Raw genomic sequence first — 15597 nt, 5'->3', positions numbered from 1 at the left:
GTACTGATAAGCCCCTTGCCGGTCAGACCCCGGCGAACGCATCCGAGGACAGGGCCTTGAGCGCCGCGCGATATTCATCGCCCAGCCGCGCGCAGAGTTCGGCCGCGCCGGGCAAGTCTGCGATGCCGCCCACCCCCTGCCCGGCCGACCACACGGTCTTCCATGCCTTCGCCTCGTTGGACATGTCGAGCTTGGCGTGGCCCTGGAGATTGTCCGGATCGAGCCCTGCCGCGCGGATGCTGGGCTTCATGAAATTGGCGTTCACGCCGCTGATGGCCGGGGTGTAGAGGATATCCGCCGCCGAGGAGGACAGGATCATGTCCTTGAACTCCTGCTGCACCATGGCCTCGCGCGTGGCGATGAAGCGCGTGCCCATGTAGGCGAGGTCCGCCCCGGCCGCGCGGGCGGCGAGGATCTGCGCGCCGGTGTTGATGGCGCCGGCCATCAGGATGGTGCCGGCGAACACCTGGCGGATCTCGGTGACGAGGGCGAACGGGCTGAGCTGCCCCGCATGGCCGCCCGCGCCGGCGGACACCGCGATGATCCCGTCCACGCCGGCTTCCGCCGCCTTCTCCGCATGGCGGCGGCCGATGACATCGTGGAACACGATGCCGCCATAGGCATGCACCGCCTTCACGAGATCGGGCACCGCGCCGAGGGAGGTGATGATGAGCGGCACCTTCTCCTCGACGCAGATGGCGAGGTCCGCTTCAACGCGCGGGTTGGACTTGTGAACGATGAGATTGACGCCGAACGGCGCCGCATCCGCCGTCTCGGCGAGGCGCGCCTTGATCTCGCGCACCCAGTCGCGGAAGCCGTCGCTCGTGCGGGCGTTCAGCGCCGGAAAGGTGCCCACGAGCCCCGAGCGCGACACTTCCACCACGAGATCGGGGCCGGAGGTGAGGAACATGGGCGCGGCCACGGCGGGGATTTTCAGGCGGCCCTCGAAGGCGGCGGGAAGCGGCATGGGGTGGTCCTTGTTCTGGGGCGGCTGAGCCGCCGTCTCATTGGCATATTGTGAACCGTCATGCCCCGGCTCGTCCGGGGCATCCACGCCGCCGCCGGGGGGCGGTGCTACGCGTTCCGGCGCTCCTCTTGCGGCCAAGTGGATCCCCCGGACGAGCCGGGGGATGACGACCGCTTACGATGCCGCTCCGCCCGCCTTCGCGGCCTGGCGGGCGAAGAAGACGGCGATCTTCTCCTGCGCCTGGGGGCTCTGAATGAGGCTGGCGCAATAATCGCGCTCCACCCTGAGCGCCTTGTCGATGGGCAGGCGTGCGCCCTCGAACACACACGAGAGGATGGCACGCTGCGCAGGGTCCTCCCCCCTGGTGCGCGCCAGCACGCGGGCGTTCCACAAAGCGAAGAGGTCGCCCGCGGCGATGCTGGTGGGCGCGAGGCCCGGCAGGCGGAAGCCCTTCACATCCCAGGGCGCGACGGCGGTGACCCGGCCCTCGCGCAGGGCGGCCTTGGCGGCGGGAACGAGATCGTCCGGCGCCACGACCGCATTGATCAGCCCCGCCCCCTGCGCCTCGGCGGCGCTCATGGGGCACCCCTCCAGCAGGATCGGCAAGGCGGCGGCGATGCCGAGGCGACGCAGAACGCGCTGGGTGCCGCCGGCGCCGGGGAGGATGCCGAGCGTCACCTCCGGAAGGCCGAACAGGCCTTTCGGATTGTCTGCTGCCAACCGGTGATGGCAGGCGAGCATCAGTTCCAGCCCCGCCCCCAGCGCGGTGCCCGGCGCTGCGGCGACCACCGGCTTGCCGCAGGTCTCCAGCCGGCGGAACAGCGCGCCCATGCGGCCGATGCGCCGCGCCGCCTCAGGCAGGCTCACATCCGGCGCCGCGAGGTCGCCCATGATGGCGAGGTCGGCCCCGGCGAGGAAGGAGGACTTGGCGGACGTGACGACGATGCCGGCAACGACGCCATCCGCCGCCAGCCGCTCCACCTCGGCCTCCAGCGCGTCCACCAGAGCCCAGCCGAGCGTGTTCACCGACCGGCCCGGCTGGTCGAGGATGAGGGTGGCGATGCCGTCGCCGTCGATCTCGGTGCGCAGCATGGCTCAGACCCGTTCGATGATGGTGGCGACGCCCATGCCGGCGCCGATGCACAGGGTGGCGAGCGCCGTGCCCTTTCCCGTGCGCTCCAGCTCGTCCAGCACGGTGCCGAGGATCATGGCGCCGGTGGCGCCGAGCGGGTGGCCCATGGCGATGGCGCCGCCGTTCACGTTCACCTGCGCGGGGTCCAGCTCCAGCGCATCGATGAAGCGCAGCGCCACGGCGGCGAACGCCTCGTTGATCTCATACAGGTCGATATCCGCGACGCCCATTCCCGCCCGCTTCAGTGCCTTCTGCGCGGCGAAGGAGGGGGCGGTGAGCATGATGGTGGGCTCAGAGCCGATCTCCGCGAAGGCGCGGATTCGCGCGCGCGGCTTGAGCCCCGCTGCCGCACCGGCCTCGCGCGTGCCGATGAGCACAGCGGCCGCGCCGTCCACGATGCCGGAGGAATTGCCGGCATGGTGCACATGGGCGATCTCGCCGACTTCGGGATAGCGCAGGCGCGCGATCTCGTCGAAGCCGGGGTCCGCCCCCATGGCGGCGAAGGCGGGCTTGAGGCGGGCGAGATCGTCAACGCTGGAATTGCCGCGCACCGTCTCGTCGCGGTCCAGCATCACCTCGCCGATATGGTCGGTGACAGGCACGACGGAGCGGGCGAAACGCCCTTCCGCCCACGCCTGCGCGGCACGGCGGTGGCTCTCCACCGCGAAGGCGTCCACATCCGCGCGCGAATAGCCCCATTTGGTGGCGATGAGGTCCGCGCTGATGCCCTGCGGCACGAAGCGCGTGGCGAAGGCCACGTCCGGGTCCTGGCTCCAGGCCCCGCCATCGGAGAGGATGGGAATGCGCGACATGCTCTCGCAGCCGCCGCCGATCACCATGTCCGCCTGCCCGGCCATGACCTTGGCCGAGGCCATGTTCACCGCCTCCAGCCCGGAGCCGCAGAAGCGGTTGATCTGAACGCCCGCCACCTCGTCGTCATAGCCCGCGCGCAGGGCCGCGATGCGCGGCAGGCATTGGCCCTGCTCGCCGATGGGCATGACGACACCCATCACGATGTCGCTCACCATCGCCGTGTCGAGCCCGCTGCGATCGCGCAGGGCGGACAGCACGGTTGAGGCGAGATGCACGGGCGTCGCCGCGTGCAGCGCGCCATCCGGCTTGCCGCGACCGCGCGGGGTGCGCACATGGTCGAAGATGTAAGCGTCTGGCATAAAATATCCTTGCAGCCCCCAAAGGTCTTTCGGTCACGCCGTTCAGGCGTAGAGGCTTTCGATCTCGGAGGCGTATTTCTTCTGGATGTTGGAGCGACGGATCTTCATGGTCGCCGTCACCTCGTCGTCGTCATGGTCCAGCTCCTTGGTGAGGAGGTGGAAGCGGCGGATGTGGGACACCTGCGCCAATTCCGCATTGGCCTTGGCGACCTCGCCCTCGATCAGCGCGCGCACCTGCGGGTTTTCCACGAGGTTGCGGAAATTGGTGTAGGCAATGGACTTCTCCTCCGCCCATTTGCCCACCGTCTCGAAATCGATCTGGATGAGGGCGGAGACATATTTGCGCGCCTCGCCGATGACGATGCATTCCTTGATGAAGACGCTCGATTTCGCGACGTTCTCGATCTCCGACGGGCTCAGATTCTTGCCGCCCGCCGTAATCATGATGTCCTTGAGGCGATCCACGATCTTCACCTGATCGCCCACCATCTCCACCACATCGCCGGTGTGGAGCCAGCCGTCGCGCAGGGCGGCGGCGGTCGCCTCCTCGCTGCGGTAATAGCCGGCGAAGACGAGATCGCCCCGCACCAGCAATTCGTTGTGGGGGCCGAGTTTCACCTCGACGCCCTCCGCAGCCGGCCCGACACAGCCGGGGCGCAGGTCGTCGAGCCGCTGGCCGGTGCACATGCCGGTGGTCTCGGTGGCGCCATAGACTTCCACCAGAGGCACGCCGAGCGTGCGGAAGAAGCGCACGATGTTGGGCGAGATGGGCGCCGCGCCGGTCATCGCCACCTTGGCGCGCCTCAGGCCGATGAAATTCTGCAGCGCCCGGAAGTAAAGAAGGTAAGCGATAAAGAAGAGCGCCCGCTCCTTCAGCGTCCGCGCCGAGGGATGCTTCTCGGCGAACGGCTCGCACGCCTTCACGAGGCGTTCGTAGAGCGTGCGGCGCAGGCCTCCCGCCTCCATCATCTTGATGGTGATGGACGCCGCGAGCTTTTCCCAGATGCGCGGCACGCCGAGGAACATGGAGGGCGCGACCTCCCGCAGGTCCTCCTGGATCGTGCGGATGCTCTCGCCGAAATTCACCTGCGAGCCCAGATAGATGGGCGCCATGGTGGTGAGCATCTGCTCGGCCACGTGGCAGAGCGGCAGGTAGGAGACGTGGGTCGTCGTTTCATCCAGCTGGAGCCGCTCCGCGAGCGCGATCGCCTCGGCGCGCAGGTTGCGATAGGTGAGCATCGCGCCCTTGGGCTTTCCGGTGGAGCCGGAGGTGTAGATCATCAGCGCCACGTCGGTGAGCGACTGGCGCGCCAGCGCCGCGTCGATGAGGCGGGGGTGGGCGGCGCGATGGGCGGCGCCCATCTCCACGAGCTGATCGAAGGCGATCACCTCGCCGCCCGCATAGGTGCGCAGGCCCTTCTTCTCCACCACCACGATGCGCCGGAGCTTCGGCAGTTCGTCCCGCCGCTCCAGCACCTTGTCCACCTGCTCCTGGTCCTCGCAGACGACGATCTCCGCCTCCGCATGGCCGAGCACATAGGCCACCTCGTTCGCCGGGCTGGTGGGATATACACCCACCGTGACCGCGCCGAGGAGGCCGGCGCCGAGCTGGGTCAGCACCCATTCGATGCGGTTTTCGGAGAGTACCGCCACATGCCCGCCCTCAGGCAGGCCGAGCGCACGCAGGCCGTGGCCGGCGAGGGCGGCACGCTCGAAATAGGCCTGCCAGGACACCGGATTCCAGATGCCGAAATCCTTCTGGCGAATGGCCGTGCGGGTGGCGATGCGCTCCGCATTGAGGCGCAGCATCTGCGGCAGGGTGAGGTCGGGGAATTGGGGTGCGGTCATGGTCGCGCGCTCACGAAAGCCAGCGCTTGCGGCGCTTGTAATGCTTGATGTCGCGGTAGCTCTTCGCCCCCGCCTCCCCGGCCATGCCGAGGTAGAATTCGCGCACGTCCTGGTCCGCCATGAGGCGCTCGGTGGGACCATCCAGCACGATCTTGCCGGTCTCCATGATGTAGCCGTAGTGGGAGACGGCGAGCGCCACCGCCGCATTCTGCTCCACCAGCAGCATGGAGACGCCCCGCTCGCGATTGATGCGGGCGATGATGGTGAAGATCTCCTCCACCAGCTTGGGCGACAGGCCGAGGGAGGGCTCGTCCAGCAGGATCAGCTTCGGCTCCGCCACCAAAGCGCGGCCGATGGCGAGCATCTGCTGCTCGCCGCCGGAGAGATAGCCGGCGCGGCCGGTGCGCCGCTCGTGCAGGCGAGGGAAATACTCGTACACCGCATCGAAGGAGGAGGGCTTCGCCGCCCGCCCGGTGAGGGCATAAGTGGCGGCGACGAGGTTCTCCTCCACAGAGAGATCCTCGAAGATACGCCGCCCCTCCATGACGTGGAACAGGCCCCGGCGCACGAGGTCGTGCGGCTTGGCTTCGCCACTCGCCACCCCGTCGAAGGTGATGGAGCCGGAGGTGACGTCGCCGTCCTCCAGCGCGAGAAGGCCGGAGATGGCCTTGAGCGTGGTGGACTTGCCGGCCCCGTTGGAGCCGAGCAACGCCACCACCTTGCCGGCCTCCACCTTGAGCGACAGGCCGCGCAGCACCTGGATCGTCTTGTTGTAGACGACCTCGATGTTGGAGATGTCGAGGATGGGTTGCGCGGTCATCGCCATCACTTCTTCAGGCTGATCCAGTCGGACGCCGGCTTCATCTGCTTGTCAGCGGCGCTGAACTGGTAGATGCGGCCCACAGGGACGGAATTTCCGGGCACCGAGATCGGAACGCCGATGATGCCGCCGGTGTCGAAATCCTTGATGGAATTGAGGGCGGCCTTCAGCGTCTTGCCGTTCAGCTCCTGCCCGGCGGCGAGCGTGCGCTTGGCCGCCTCGCCCATGAGCATGGCGGTGAGGAAGCCCTGCATGTAGCCTGTCGCCTGATAGGTGGGGCGGAGCTTGCGGATCTTCTCGAGGATCGGCGCGTCGGGAGCTGTATCGTAGTAATAACGGTAGGGCATCACGCCCATGAAGCCGTCCGCCGGCGCGCCGACATTGGCCCAGAGCGAGTTGTCCATGGACCAGAAGGTGCCCATGAACTTGGTCTTGAGCCCGAGTTGCTTGGCCTGAGACATGAATTCCGGCAGCGGCGCCAGCACATAACCATGGAAGATGGTGAAGTCCGGATTGGCCCGGCGCAGCTTCAGCACCTCGGTGGAGACGTCCACCGCCGAGGGCGGGGTGACGATCTGCGCCACCACGTCGAGCCCCATGGCCTTCGCCCGCTTCACGCTCGCCTCGATGGGGTCGCGGCCGAACTCGGTATCGGAATTCACGAAGACGAGCTTCGCGCCCGGCTGCGCCTTGGCGATGTATTCGAGCAGGATGGCGAACATTTCCACATAGTCCGGCCCGGCCATGAACTGGAACGGATACTTGGCGGGATCGTTCAGTTCGCTGGCGAAGGAGGCGCCGGCCATCATGATGGAGCCGCGGCGGTTGAGCTCCTCGTTGATGGTCTTGGCGAAGCCGGTACTGTCGCCATAGTAGAGATGGATGTCGTTCTGGGTGGTGAGCTTGTTGAAGACGGCCACCGATGCATCCACCTTGTAGGCGGTGTCCTCATAGGCCAGGCGCAGCTTGCGCCCGGCGATGCCGCCCGCCTCGTTGGTGAGCTTCACATAATCCGAAATGCCCGCCTCGATGGCGACGCCGGCGAAGGCGAAGACGCCAGTGAGCGGGATCGACCCGCCGATGACGATCTCCTTCTCCTGCGCATAGGCGGTGAAGCCGGGAAAGGCCGAGGCGAGGCCGGCGCCGGCGGCGAGGCCCATGATCTGGCGTCTGTTGAGACTGGTCATTGGCGTTTTCTCCCTTGGATTTCTACTTGATCTTATTTTTCGTCATGCCCCGGCTCGTCCGGGGCATCCACGGTCCGGCCGGGCTGTACTCTTCGTTTCAAACACCCGCCACGCGGCCGGGTGGATCCCACGCACAAGGCGGGGGATGACGGCGGTGATGCGAGGGGCTTTTCATGTGCGCCTCACGTCCGGAACGGCCACAGATGGAAGAAGCGGCGCGCACGGCGCACCATTTCCGCCAGTCCATGCGGCTCGAAAACGAGGAACAGGATGATGAGCGCGCCAAACACGATGGTGCGCACCGGCGAGAGCGCCGCGCCCGCATTGGGGAAGATGGGCGCGAGCCACTCCACCACATATTTCAGCAGCTCCGGCATGAGCGTCATGAAGGCCGCGCCCAGCACCGAGCCGATGATGGTGCCGAGCCCGCCCACGATCACCGCCGCGAGGAAGAAGATGGAGGTGGCGAAGGGGAAGCTTTCCGGCGTCACCACGCGGAAGAAATAGGCCCACATGCCGCCCGCGACGCCCGCGTAGAAAGACGAGAGGGCGAAGCTCATGAGCTTGTAGCGGAGCAGCGGAATCCCCAGCACCTCGGCCGAGATATCCCGGTCGCGGATGGCGATGAAGGCGCGGCCGATGCGCGTGCGGAACAGGTTGGCCGCGCCCAGCACCATGAGGCAGGTGATGGGCACGATGACGAAATAGAGCGCGAACGGGCTCGCCAGTTCCAGCCCGAAGAGCCGCGCGGGCGCGACATTGATGCCGCGCACGCCGCCCGTCACCGACACCCAGTGGGTGAAGACGAAATGCAGGATCACCGAGGCCGCGATGGTGGCGATGGCAAGATAGAGCCCCTTAACCCGGAGGCTCGGAATGCCGACCAGCACGCCCACGAAAGCCGCCACGAAGCCGGCGGCGATGATGTTGACGAGGAACGGCGTTCCCACCTGCCCCTCGAAGAAGGCGACCGTATAGGCGCCCACCGCCATGAAGGCCGCCTGCCCGAGGCTGACGAGGCCGGTATAGCCGGTGAGGATGTTGAGTCCTGTCGCGCTCGCCACGTTGATGGCGACGAGGCAGGCCAGATAAAGCCAGTATTGGTTGAGCACGAAGGGCGCGAGCACCAGCATCGCGAGGAGCACGCCCATCCACGCCCGCTGCGTGGCGGTGACGAGCAGGCCCTCGTCGGCGATGTAGGTTTCCTTGGCGGTGGCGATGCGCATCAGAGCCGCTCGATCTCCACGGTGCCGAACAGGCCGTAGGGCCGGATCATCAGCGCCGCGATGAGGATGGAGAAGGTGGTGACGAGCTTGTACTCGCCGCCGAGGAAGGTGCCGGCCCAGGCTTCCACGAGGCCGATGAGGATGCCGCCGATGAGCGCGCCGAGCACGCTGTCCAGCCCGCCAATGATGACCACCACCAGCGCCGAGAGGCCGAACACACCCATGGTGGGCGAGATGCCGCCGATGGCGCCCACCAGCAGCCCCGCCCCGGCGGCGGTGGCGCAGGCCACCATCCAGGCCAGCGAGAACACCGCCGGCACGTTGATGCCGCAGGAATAGGCCGCCGCCTGGTCGGTCGCCGTGGCGCGCAGGGCGACGCCGCCGCGCCAGAAGCGGAACAGCAGCAGGAACAGGGCGATGACCAGCGCCGACACGACGAAGCCGATGGCGATCTTGCGCGAGACATACGCCTCGCCGATGAACACCGGCGCCTGCCCCATGAAGTCCGGCAGCGCGCGCGGATCGGTGTTCCAGATCAATTCCGTCGCGCCGATGAGCACGGACCCGAGACCCACCGTCAGCATCAGCACGGAGATGGAGCTTTCCCCCAGCATGGGGCGGATGAGGGTGCGCTCCACCACGAAGCCGAACAGCGCACCCCCGGCGATGGCGAGCGGAATGGCAAGCCAGGTCGAAAGCCCGAAGGCGGTGACGAAGGCGAAGAAGAGATAGCCGCCCAGCATCAAGATCTCGCCCACCGCAAGATTGATGACGCGCGTCGCCTTGTAGATGAGCACGAAGGACAGTGCGGTGAGCGACAGCAATGCGCCGGAGCCGAGCCCCGCCAGCGTCACCTCGGTGAAGAAGAGCCAATCCATCAGGCCGCCTCCCCCACGCCCGCGAGGCGCCGCATCAGTTCGGCCGGATCGCCCGAACCGAGATAGGCGGCGGCGACCTCGGGATTGGCTTGCACCTGCGCCGGCAGCCCCTGCGCGATGACCTTGCCGAAATTCAGCACCACCACATGGTCGGAGATGTCCATCACCATGCCCATGTCGTGCTCCACCATGAGGATGGAGATGCCCCATTCTTCCTTCACGTCGAGGATGAAGCGGGCCATGTCCTCGGTCTCTTCCCGGTTCATGCCGGCGACGGGCTCGTCCAGCATCAAAAGGCGCGGGCGCATGGCGAGCGCGCGGGCGAGTTCCACGCGCTTCTGGAGGCCGTAGGAGAGCGAGGCGACCGGCTTGTTGCGGATGTGGTCGATCTCCAGGAAATCGATGATCTGCCGCTCCACCTCAGCGCGCAGCTCCATCTCCTCGGCCCGGGCCGCGCCCCAATAGGTCAGCGCCTGCAACAGGTTGGTCTTCATGTGGGCGTGCCGGCCGAGCTTGATGTTGTCGAGCACGGTCATGCCCTTGAAGAGCGCGATGTTCTGGAAGGTCCGGGCAAGCCCGGCCTTGGCGCGCGCGGGGGGATGAGTGTGGGTGATGTCCGCGCCGTCGAGCCGGATGATGCCGGCGCGCGGGCGGTAGAAGCCCGAAATGCAGTTGAACAGCGAGGTCTTGCCGGCCCCGTTCGGGCCGATGAGGGCGGTGATGGTGCCGGGCTTCACTTCGAACGACACGTCGGTGAGCGCCTTCAGCCCGCCGAACCATAGGCCGAGTCCATCCACCGCCAGATGCGCGGCGGGGGGCGCATGCGTTGCCGCGGAGGCGGGAGCGGCGCTCATGCCGCCCTCCCCAGCCGCGAGCCGACGCATCCGCGGCGCCCGGCCATGGGGACCGAGTTGACGTATTCCAAGGCATTCCCTCCAAAGCCGCCGGTTTTCCGGCGATCGTCTTGGTTTTACTTCAGCTCAAACTTGCGACTTGCTCAGCGCATAGCGCGCGAAGATGCGTTCCACGGGCGCGTCGATCTCGCGGCCTGCCCGAATGAACCCCTTGCGCCAGTCGTTCAGGTGGCGGCGCATCCAGGTACGGGAGAGTTCGAGGTCGCGCGCCTTGACGGCCTCGATGATGAAGCGGTGCGCCTCCGCCATGCGCCGCGCGCCCTCGGGCACCCGCCGGCAGATCATCTCCGTGGACGGAAAGAACAGCAAAGCGGCGGGCTCGCGCGCCATTTCGAGCACGCGGTTGCCACAGGCGCGCGCGAGGAGCGCGTGAAATTCGGAATCCAGCTCCGCGATGACGGCGGGATTGTTCACCGCTGCCTCAAGGCGTTCCTGATTGTCCTCCAGCGCGGCCAGCATCTCTTCATCCGCGTGGACGACGGCGCCCTCGACTGAGCCGACCTCCAGCACCATGGCGGTGTCGAACAATTCGCGGAAGGTCACGTCCTGCAGCACCAGCGCGCGGCTGATGCGGGTGGAGAGCGCCGCCGGGTGCGGCTCGCACACGAACAGCTTGCGGCTCGCCTCCCGCCGCACGAGGCCACCCTGCTCCAGCACGCGGATGCCCTCGCGCACGGTGGAACGGTTCACCCCGAACTGCCGCACCAGCGCCGCCTCGGTGCCGATCTCGTCCCCCGGCCGCAGCCGGCCGGACACGATCTCGGCCTCGATGGCCTCTGCAACCATCTCGTAGGCTGAGGGGACCTTGATGCGGTCGAACCGTTCCATGAGCACCGGAAAATCCACGAAAGGACGCTTTGTCGGACAAAAGGCTATTTCTGGGTCATGGGGTTGTCAACGGCGATTTCGTGGTCGCGATGAGTATTATTAGTCGATTGATATTAGTACATTTTTACCGATCTTTGTCTTCGGACCGACATATTGTGCATTGCGACATCGCAGGCGCACGCTTGGCGGTCGCCGGAAGCTGAGGCTCTCCCGGCCCTGTTCTTGCGTCGGCTGCGGCTGGGTGGCCGGGTTCGCCGGCACGCGGCCGCAGCAGGTGAATATGTCATTGGTTTTACAAGATGAATGCGAACGGGCCGGACGCCTTGGCACCGCGTCGCAAACCCGACATGGCGCCTCTTGCCCCAGCTTCCGGGCAACGGCCTGATGACGGCCGCCATCGCCGCCGGGCCAAAGATCGCCGCGCTCTCTTGCGGCAAGCCGGTCTATCTCGTGGTGCTGCTCCATGCCGAGGGCAGTTCCGGGCAGGAGGTGATCGACCTCGCGCTGAACTTCGCGCCCGAACTGCCAAAGGCGGATTTCCTTGCCGCCGAGGCGCCGTTCCCGGCCGCGACGGGCCGCCGCTGGTTTCCCGGCGAAGGCTTTTCCACCGAGACCATCGTCGCCGGCCTCACGACCAGCGCGCCGCTGCTCGACGCCTTTCTCGACGAAATGCTGTCAGCACGGCGCCTGCCGGGCGACCATCTCGCCCTCGTGGGCTTCTCGCAGGGGGCCATGCTGGCGCTCGACGTGGGTCTGCGCCGTGCCGTGCCGCCCGCCGTCATCATCGCCTTCGGCGGTGCCCTGCCCGAGACGCGTGACATCGGCGCGCCGCGCGCGCAGCCGCCGGTGGTGTTCATCCATGGCGAGGACGATGCGGTGGTGCCGCTCGCCGACATGATCGCCACCCGCGACCGCCTGAAGGCCCTCGGCCTGCCGGTGAAGAGCATGCGCCGGCCCGGCCTCGGCCATGGGGAGGACGACGACGGCATCATCGCTGCCGGCAGCGTGCTGACGGCCGCCCTCGTGAAGCCGAAGAAAGCGAGCGATGACCATGACCACGGCGACCACGATCATGACCACTGAGGCGGGAGCCCCGCCCGAGCCGCTGCGGCGCTTTTGCTGGGACATCCAGTCCATGGTGGAGCTGGCCGACGATCCGCGCGAAATCCTGATGATAGGCCGCGACCTCATGGCCCGTCTGGTGGCGCAGGACGACTGGCTGCCCGACGCCTTCGCCCGCCTCGACGGCGCGCCGTTTCGCCAGTACCAGCTTTATGCAGACCAGATGACCCGCTTCACGGTGATCGCCACCGTGCTCGGCCCCGGCGCTGCCCTGCCCTTGTGCGCGCAGCCGGTCTGGGAGTTGGCCGGGGTGCTGCGGGGTGAGGTCGCGCGCCAGCGCTTCGCGCTTCCCGAAGGCTTGCCGCCGACGGCACGGGCGGCGGCGAAGCAGCTGATGGCGGGCATGGTCGATGCCTTCGTCGCGAAGGATGGCGACGGCCTCGCCATCGCCAACGGCTCCGCCACCGCGCCGGCCATCCACATCGAGGTGCATGGCGCGGAGATCGGCGGGCTAGCGCGCCACGCCATCGATCCGGATGGACGCAGCGGCGTCTTCACGACCGCCTACGCCAACCCTCCGGACATGCCCGCGTGGGACATTCTGACCATTCAGGCCCGCATCGTGGACTGACGGTTGCCGGATTGTGGGTGCGGGTGTTCTAGTCACCGGCGCGCCGATCGGAGACGTGAGAGATGCGCCGCGCCGTTCTGATCCTTGCTCTGCTGCTCGCGCCTGCGATCACGCTGGCCGAGGATCGCGCCGTTGCGGATCGCGCCGCCGAGACCGCCATCCGCGCCCGCCTCGCCGCCTGGACCGAGGCCTTCAACCGGGGCGATGCCGCGGCCACCTGCGAATTGTTCGCCCAGGACCTCCAGTCGGACATGCAGGGCGCGCCGGCGGGCGACAAGGCCGCCGTCTGCGCGCGCATTGCGAAGGCTTTGGCGAAATCGCCCGGCAGGCTCGCCTATGCGTTCGACATCAAGGACATCATGGTGTCCGGCGACCTCGCGATGGTCCGTCTTACCTGGATCCTCACCGAGCGACCGGAGGGCCGGCTGGTGTCCCGCGATGAAGGCATGGACATCTTCCGCCGGGAAGCCGACGGCATGTGGCGCATCGCCCGCTACATGGCCTTCCCGGTCGCGGGAGAGGATGCGACGGCCGGCAAATAATCAGGCTCGAGCGGGAGCTATTCCGCCGCCTCCTTGGGCGGCTTGCGTCGGCTCTTGGCGGGGATGACGAGATCGAACTCGGCCAGTTCCTCGTCGGTGGGCCAGGTCATGTCCTTGTCCCACGCCCAGTGCGCGCGGATTTCTTCGTCGCTCATGGCGTCGAACTTCGCCCAATCAACCGTCTTTGCGAGACGATCGGCCTCTTCCAATTGCTTCTTGGTAGGCACGGCGTTCACTCCGATGGGCGATCCTCAGGGAAATGATGCGGCGCCGTTCGCCGTTCCACTTCCACACGCAGAATAGCACACGCCCCTCATATTCGGCCAACGTCTCAAAACGCACCTCGCCATCGAGCGACTTCGGCGAAACGTCGTCGACGCGCGGCCGTCCGTCGAACAGGCGCGCGGCGAGAGGAAGGGGCAAACCACGCAGATCGCGGTTCGCCCCGTCCTTTTTGTCATCCCATTCGAGGTCGTCGGTCTCGCCCATGCAATGTCTCGCGAATCCACCGCCATTTCATCGACAGAACCGAGACTCTACTTATGGGCGAAGGAAATCCACCTCTGCACCCCGATCATTTTCACAGGTGGACAATACCGGGGATAACGGGGATTCCGTTCTCAGTTCTTGGTCTTGTCCACCAGCGCCTTGGCCTTGATCCAGGGCATCATGGCGCGCAGCTTCTCGCCGACTTCCTCGATGGGGTGGGCGTTGACGCGGGCGCGGGTGGCCTTGAAGGAGGCCTGGTTGACCTTGTTCTCCAGCATCCAGTCGCGGGTGAACTTGCCGGACTGGATGTCGTTCAGCACGCGCTTCATCTCGGCCTTGGTCTCGGCGGTGATGATGCGGGGGCCGGTGACGTATTCACCGTATTCGGCGGTGTTGGAGATGGAGTAGTTCATGTTGGCGATGCCGCCCTCATAGATGAGGTCGACGATGAGCTTCACCTCGTGGAGGCACTCGAAATAGGCCATCTCGGGGGCGTAGCCGGCTTCCACCAGCGTCTCGAAGCCGGCGCGGATCAGCTCCACGAGGCCGCCGCAGAGCACCACCTGCTCGCCGAAGAGGTCGGTCTCGCACTCTTCCTTGAAGGTCGTCTCGATGACGCCGGCGCGGCCGCCGCCGATGGCGGAAGCGTAGGAGAGGCCGAGATCATGGGCGTTGCCCGAGGCGTCCTGGGCGATAGCGATGAGGGTCGGCACGCCGCCGCCGCGCTGGTACTCCGAGCGCACGGTGTGGCCGGGGCCCTTGGGGGCGACCATCAGCACGTCGAGGTCCTTGCGGGGCTCGATGAGGTTGAAGTGGACGTTGAGGCCGTGGGCGAACAGCAGCGCCGCGCCGTGCTTCATGTTGTCGGCGAGGCTCTCGCGATAGATGTCGCCCTGCAGCTCGTCGGGGGTCAGCATCATCACCACGTCGGCGATCTTGGCCGCCTCGGCGGGCGCCATCACCTTGAAGCCCTCGGCCTCGGCCTTCTTGGCGGAGGCGGAGCCGGGACGCAGGCCGATGATGACATCCTTCACGCCCGAGTCGCGCATGTTGAGCGCGTGGGCATGGCCCTGGCTGCCATAGCCGATGACGGCGACCTTCTTGCCCTTGATCAGGTTCAGGTCGGCATCGCTATCGTAATAAACGCGCATGGTGGTCTCCTTGTGGGCGTTGTCTTGAATTGGGGGATGGCCGCGGCTCCTTTGCACCGGATCGCGGCAAATGAAAACAGGCGTTTCGCACGGCAGCGCTGCCGGCGAACGCCTGTTTCCGAATGGTCACATGCTCAGGCCGCGGTCCTCACATGGCCTCGGGGCCGCGCGAGATGGCCACCACGCCGGTGCGCGCCACCTCCACGAGGCCAAGCGGCTCCATGAGCCAAGCGAACTGGTCGATCTTGTCCGACTTGCCGGTGATCTCGAACACGAAGCTCTCGCGGGTCGCGTCGATCACGCGGGCGCGGAAGGCCTCGGCGAGCCGGAGCGCCTCGCCGCGGGCCTCGCCCACGCCGCGCACCTTCACCATGGCCAGCTCCCGCTCCAGCGAACTCGCCTCCACCGTGAGGTCGCGCACCCGGTGCACCGGCACGAGGCGGTCGAGCTGGTTCTTGATCTGCTCGATCACCATGGGCGTGCCGGTGGTGACGATGGTGATGCGCGAGAGGTGACCCTCGTGGCTCACCTCGGACACCGTGAGGCTGTCGATATTGTAGCCGCGGCCGGAGAACAGGCCGATGACGCGCGCCAGCACGCCCGGCTCGTTGTCGACCAGGACGGAGAGGGTGTGGCGCTCGATGGGCTCGGAGGAATTGGGCATGGAAGTCTCGAATGGAGATGGGGGCGGCGATGCGCCGAGAAGAGGCTCCCTCTCCCCTTGCGGGAGAGGGGTGGGGTGAGGGGTAT

Annotated in this window: 17 protein-coding genes; 3 read left to right on the top strand and 14 right to left on the bottom strand. The window is 66.9% G+C overall.

The window, feature by feature from the left end; genetic code table 11:
- Nucleotides 1-22 precede the first annotated feature (22 nt).
- From V5F63_RS09325 to V5F63_RS09280, 10 genes are all read right to left on the bottom strand, one after another.
- Nucleotides 23-967: an NAD(P)H-dependent flavin oxidoreductase gene (locus tag V5F63_RS09325; RefSeq protein ID WP_394029338.1), complete on the bottom strand. Its 945-nt coding sequence runs from the start codon at nucleotides 965-967 to the stop codon at nucleotides 23-25.
- A gap of 174 nt (nucleotides 968-1141) precedes the next feature.
- Nucleotides 1142-2059 carry an enoyl-CoA hydratase-related protein gene (locus tag V5F63_RS09320; RefSeq protein WP_394102246.1) on the bottom strand — a complete coding sequence of 306 codons (918 nt, stop codon included), beginning with the start codon at nucleotides 2057-2059 and terminating at the stop codon, nucleotides 1142-1144.
- Nucleotides 2060-2062: 3 nt separating this feature from the next.
- Entirely contained in the window at nucleotides 2063-3271 is a 1209-nt protein-coding gene (locus V5F63_RS09315; RefSeq protein WP_394102245.1) for an acetyl-CoA C-acetyltransferase, read from the bottom strand.
- 42 nt (nucleotides 3272-3313) lie between these two features.
- On the bottom strand, nucleotides 3314-5119 hold the full coding sequence (locus V5F63_RS09310; RefSeq protein ID WP_394102244.1) for an AMP-dependent synthetase/ligase: 1806 nt from the start codon (nucleotides 5117-5119) through the stop codon (nucleotides 3314-3316).
- Nucleotides 5120-5129: 10 nt separating this feature from the next.
- Nucleotides 5130-5939 carry an ABC transporter ATP-binding protein gene (locus V5F63_RS09305; protein WP_394102243.1) on the bottom strand — a complete coding sequence of 270 codons (810 nt, stop codon included), beginning with the start codon at nucleotides 5937-5939 and terminating at the stop codon, nucleotides 5130-5132.
- Nucleotides 5940-5944: 5 nt separating this feature from the next.
- Nucleotides 5945-7126, bottom strand: coding sequence for an ABC transporter substrate-binding protein (locus tag V5F63_RS09300; protein WP_394102242.1), 1182 nt, complete (start codon nucleotides 7124-7126; stop codon nucleotides 5945-5947).
- 182 nt (nucleotides 7127-7308) lie between these two features.
- Nucleotides 7309-8352, bottom strand: a complete 1044-nt coding sequence (locus tag V5F63_RS09295; protein WP_394102241.1) for a branched-chain amino acid ABC transporter permease — start codon at nucleotides 8350-8352, stop codon at nucleotides 7309-7311.
- Nucleotides 8352-9230: a branched-chain amino acid ABC transporter permease gene (locus V5F63_RS09290; protein ID WP_209488758.1), complete on the bottom strand. Its 879-nt coding sequence runs from the start codon at nucleotides 9228-9230 to the stop codon at nucleotides 8352-8354. Before V5F63_RS09290 ends, V5F63_RS09295 begins: the two co-directional genes overlap by 1 nt.
- Entirely contained in the window at nucleotides 9230-10084 is an 855-nt protein-coding gene (locus tag V5F63_RS09285; protein ID WP_394029344.1) for an ABC transporter ATP-binding protein, read from the bottom strand. Before V5F63_RS09285 ends, V5F63_RS09290 begins: the two co-directional genes overlap by 1 nt.
- A 126-nt stretch (nucleotides 10085-10210) precedes the next feature.
- Nucleotides 10211-10972, bottom strand: a complete 762-nt coding sequence (locus tag V5F63_RS09280; protein WP_209490430.1) for a FadR/GntR family transcriptional regulator — start codon at nucleotides 10970-10972, stop codon at nucleotides 10211-10213.
- A gap of 357 nt (nucleotides 10973-11329) precedes the next feature.
- Here V5F63_RS09280 and V5F63_RS09275 point away from each other — a divergent pair, with 357 nt between their 5' ends.
- The 3 genes from V5F63_RS09275 (at nucleotide 11330) to V5F63_RS09265 (ending at nucleotide 13207) form a co-directional block, all read left to right on the top strand.
- Nucleotides 11330-12055: an alpha/beta hydrolase gene (locus V5F63_RS09275; protein ID WP_394102240.1), complete on the top strand. Its 726-nt coding sequence runs from the start codon at nucleotides 11330-11332 to the stop codon at nucleotides 12053-12055.
- Complete coding sequence (locus V5F63_RS09270; RefSeq protein ID WP_394102239.1) at nucleotides 12018-12665, top strand: cysteine dioxygenase family protein; 648 nt, start codon at nucleotides 12018-12020, stop codon at nucleotides 12663-12665. Before V5F63_RS09275 ends, V5F63_RS09270 begins: the two co-directional genes overlap by 38 nt.
- 62 nt (nucleotides 12666-12727) lie before the next feature.
- Entirely contained in the window at nucleotides 12728-13207 is a 480-nt protein-coding gene (locus tag V5F63_RS09265; RefSeq protein ID WP_394102238.1) for a YybH family protein, read from the top strand.
- Between the two features lie 17 nt (nucleotides 13208-13224).
- On the opposite strand, the gene V5F63_RS09260 is transcribed toward V5F63_RS09265, so the two are convergent.
- The 4 genes from V5F63_RS09260 to ilvN form a co-directional block, all read right to left on the bottom strand.
- Nucleotides 13225-13362 carry a hypothetical protein gene (locus V5F63_RS09260; RefSeq protein WP_394029348.1) on the bottom strand — a complete coding sequence of 46 codons (138 nt, stop codon included), beginning with the start codon at nucleotides 13360-13362 and terminating at the stop codon, nucleotides 13225-13227.
- A gap of 19 nt (nucleotides 13363-13381) precedes the next feature.
- Nucleotides 13382-13696, bottom strand: coding sequence for a BrnT family toxin (locus tag V5F63_RS09255; protein ID WP_394029349.1), 315 nt, complete (start codon nucleotides 13694-13696; stop codon nucleotides 13382-13384).
- 131 nt (nucleotides 13697-13827) lie between these two features.
- On the bottom strand, nucleotides 13828-14847 hold the full coding sequence (ilvC, locus tag V5F63_RS09250) for a ketol-acid reductoisomerase (protein WP_394029350.1): 1020 nt from the start codon (nucleotides 14845-14847) through the stop codon (nucleotides 13828-13830).
- 148 nt (nucleotides 14848-14995) lie between these two features.
- Entirely contained in the window at nucleotides 14996-15511 is a 516-nt protein-coding gene (gene ilvN, locus V5F63_RS09245) for an acetolactate synthase small subunit (protein ID WP_169121281.1), read from the bottom strand.
- Between the last annotated feature and the right edge of the window lie 86 nt (nucleotides 15512-15597).

The organism is Xanthobacter wiegelii (assembly GCF_043193855.2).
GTDB lineage: Bacteria > Pseudomonadota > Alphaproteobacteria > Rhizobiales > Xanthobacteraceae > Xanthobacter > Xanthobacter flavus_A.
The sequence above is the reverse complement of the archived record's forward strand: the minus strand, read 5'-3'. Positions and strand labels throughout refer to the sequence as shown.

Excerpts from the sequence above, each read along its gene's own strand:
- V5F63_RS09325 (WP_394029338.1), bottom strand. The coding sequence starts at position 967 with ATGCCGCTTCCCGCCGCCTTCGAGGGCCGCCTGAAAATCCCCGCCGTG.
- V5F63_RS09320 (WP_394102246.1), bottom strand. The coding sequence starts at position 2,059 with ATGCTGCGCACCGAGATCGACGGCGACGGCATCGCCACCCTCATCCTC.
- V5F63_RS09315 (WP_394102245.1), bottom strand. The coding sequence starts at position 3,271 with ATGCCAGACGCTTACATCTTCGACCATGTGCGCACCCCGCGCGGTCGC.
- V5F63_RS09310 (WP_394102244.1), bottom strand. The coding sequence starts at position 5,119 with ATGACCGCACCCCAATTCCCCGACCTCACCCTGCCGCAGATGCTGCGC.
- V5F63_RS09305 (WP_394102243.1), bottom strand. The coding sequence starts at position 5,939 with ATGACCGCGCAACCCATCCTCGACATCTCCAACATCGAGGTCGTCTAC.
- V5F63_RS09300 (WP_394102242.1), bottom strand. The coding sequence starts at position 7,126 with ATGACCAGTCTCAACAGACGCCAGATCATGGGCCTCGCCGCCGGCGCC.
- V5F63_RS09295 (WP_394102241.1), bottom strand. The coding sequence starts at position 8,352 with ATGCGCATCGCCACCGCCAAGGAAACCTACATCGCCGACGAGGGCCTG.
- V5F63_RS09290 (WP_209488758.1), bottom strand. The coding sequence starts at position 9,230 with ATGGATTGGCTCTTCTTCACCGAGGTGACGCTGGCGGGGCTCGGCTCC.
- V5F63_RS09285 (WP_394029344.1), bottom strand. The coding sequence starts at position 10,084 with ATGAGCGCCGCTCCCGCCTCCGCGGCAACGCATGCGCCCCCCGCCGCG.
- V5F63_RS09280 (WP_209490430.1), bottom strand. The coding sequence starts at position 10,972 with ATGGAACGGTTCGACCGCATCAAGGTCCCCTCAGCCTACGAGATGGTT.
- V5F63_RS09270 (WP_394102239.1), top strand. The coding sequence starts at position 12,018 with ATGACCATGACCACGGCGACCACGATCATGACCACTGAGGCGGGAGCC.
- V5F63_RS09265 (WP_394102238.1), top strand. The coding sequence starts at position 12,728 with ATGCGCCGCGCCGTTCTGATCCTTGCTCTGCTGCTCGCGCCTGCGATC.
- V5F63_RS09260 (WP_394029348.1), bottom strand. The coding sequence starts at position 13,362 with ATGAGCGACGAAGAAATCCGCGCGCACTGGGCGTGGGACAAGGACATG.
- V5F63_RS09255 (WP_394029349.1), bottom strand. The coding sequence starts at position 13,696 with ATGGGCGAGACCGACGACCTCGAATGGGATGACAAAAAGGACGGGGCG.
- ilvC (WP_394029350.1), bottom strand. The coding sequence starts at position 14,847 with ATGCGCGTTTATTACGATAGCGATGCCGACCTGAACCTGATCAAGGGC.
- ilvN (WP_169121281.1), bottom strand. The coding sequence starts at position 15,511 with ATGCCCAATTCCTCCGAGCCCATCGAGCGCCACACCCTCTCCGTCCTG.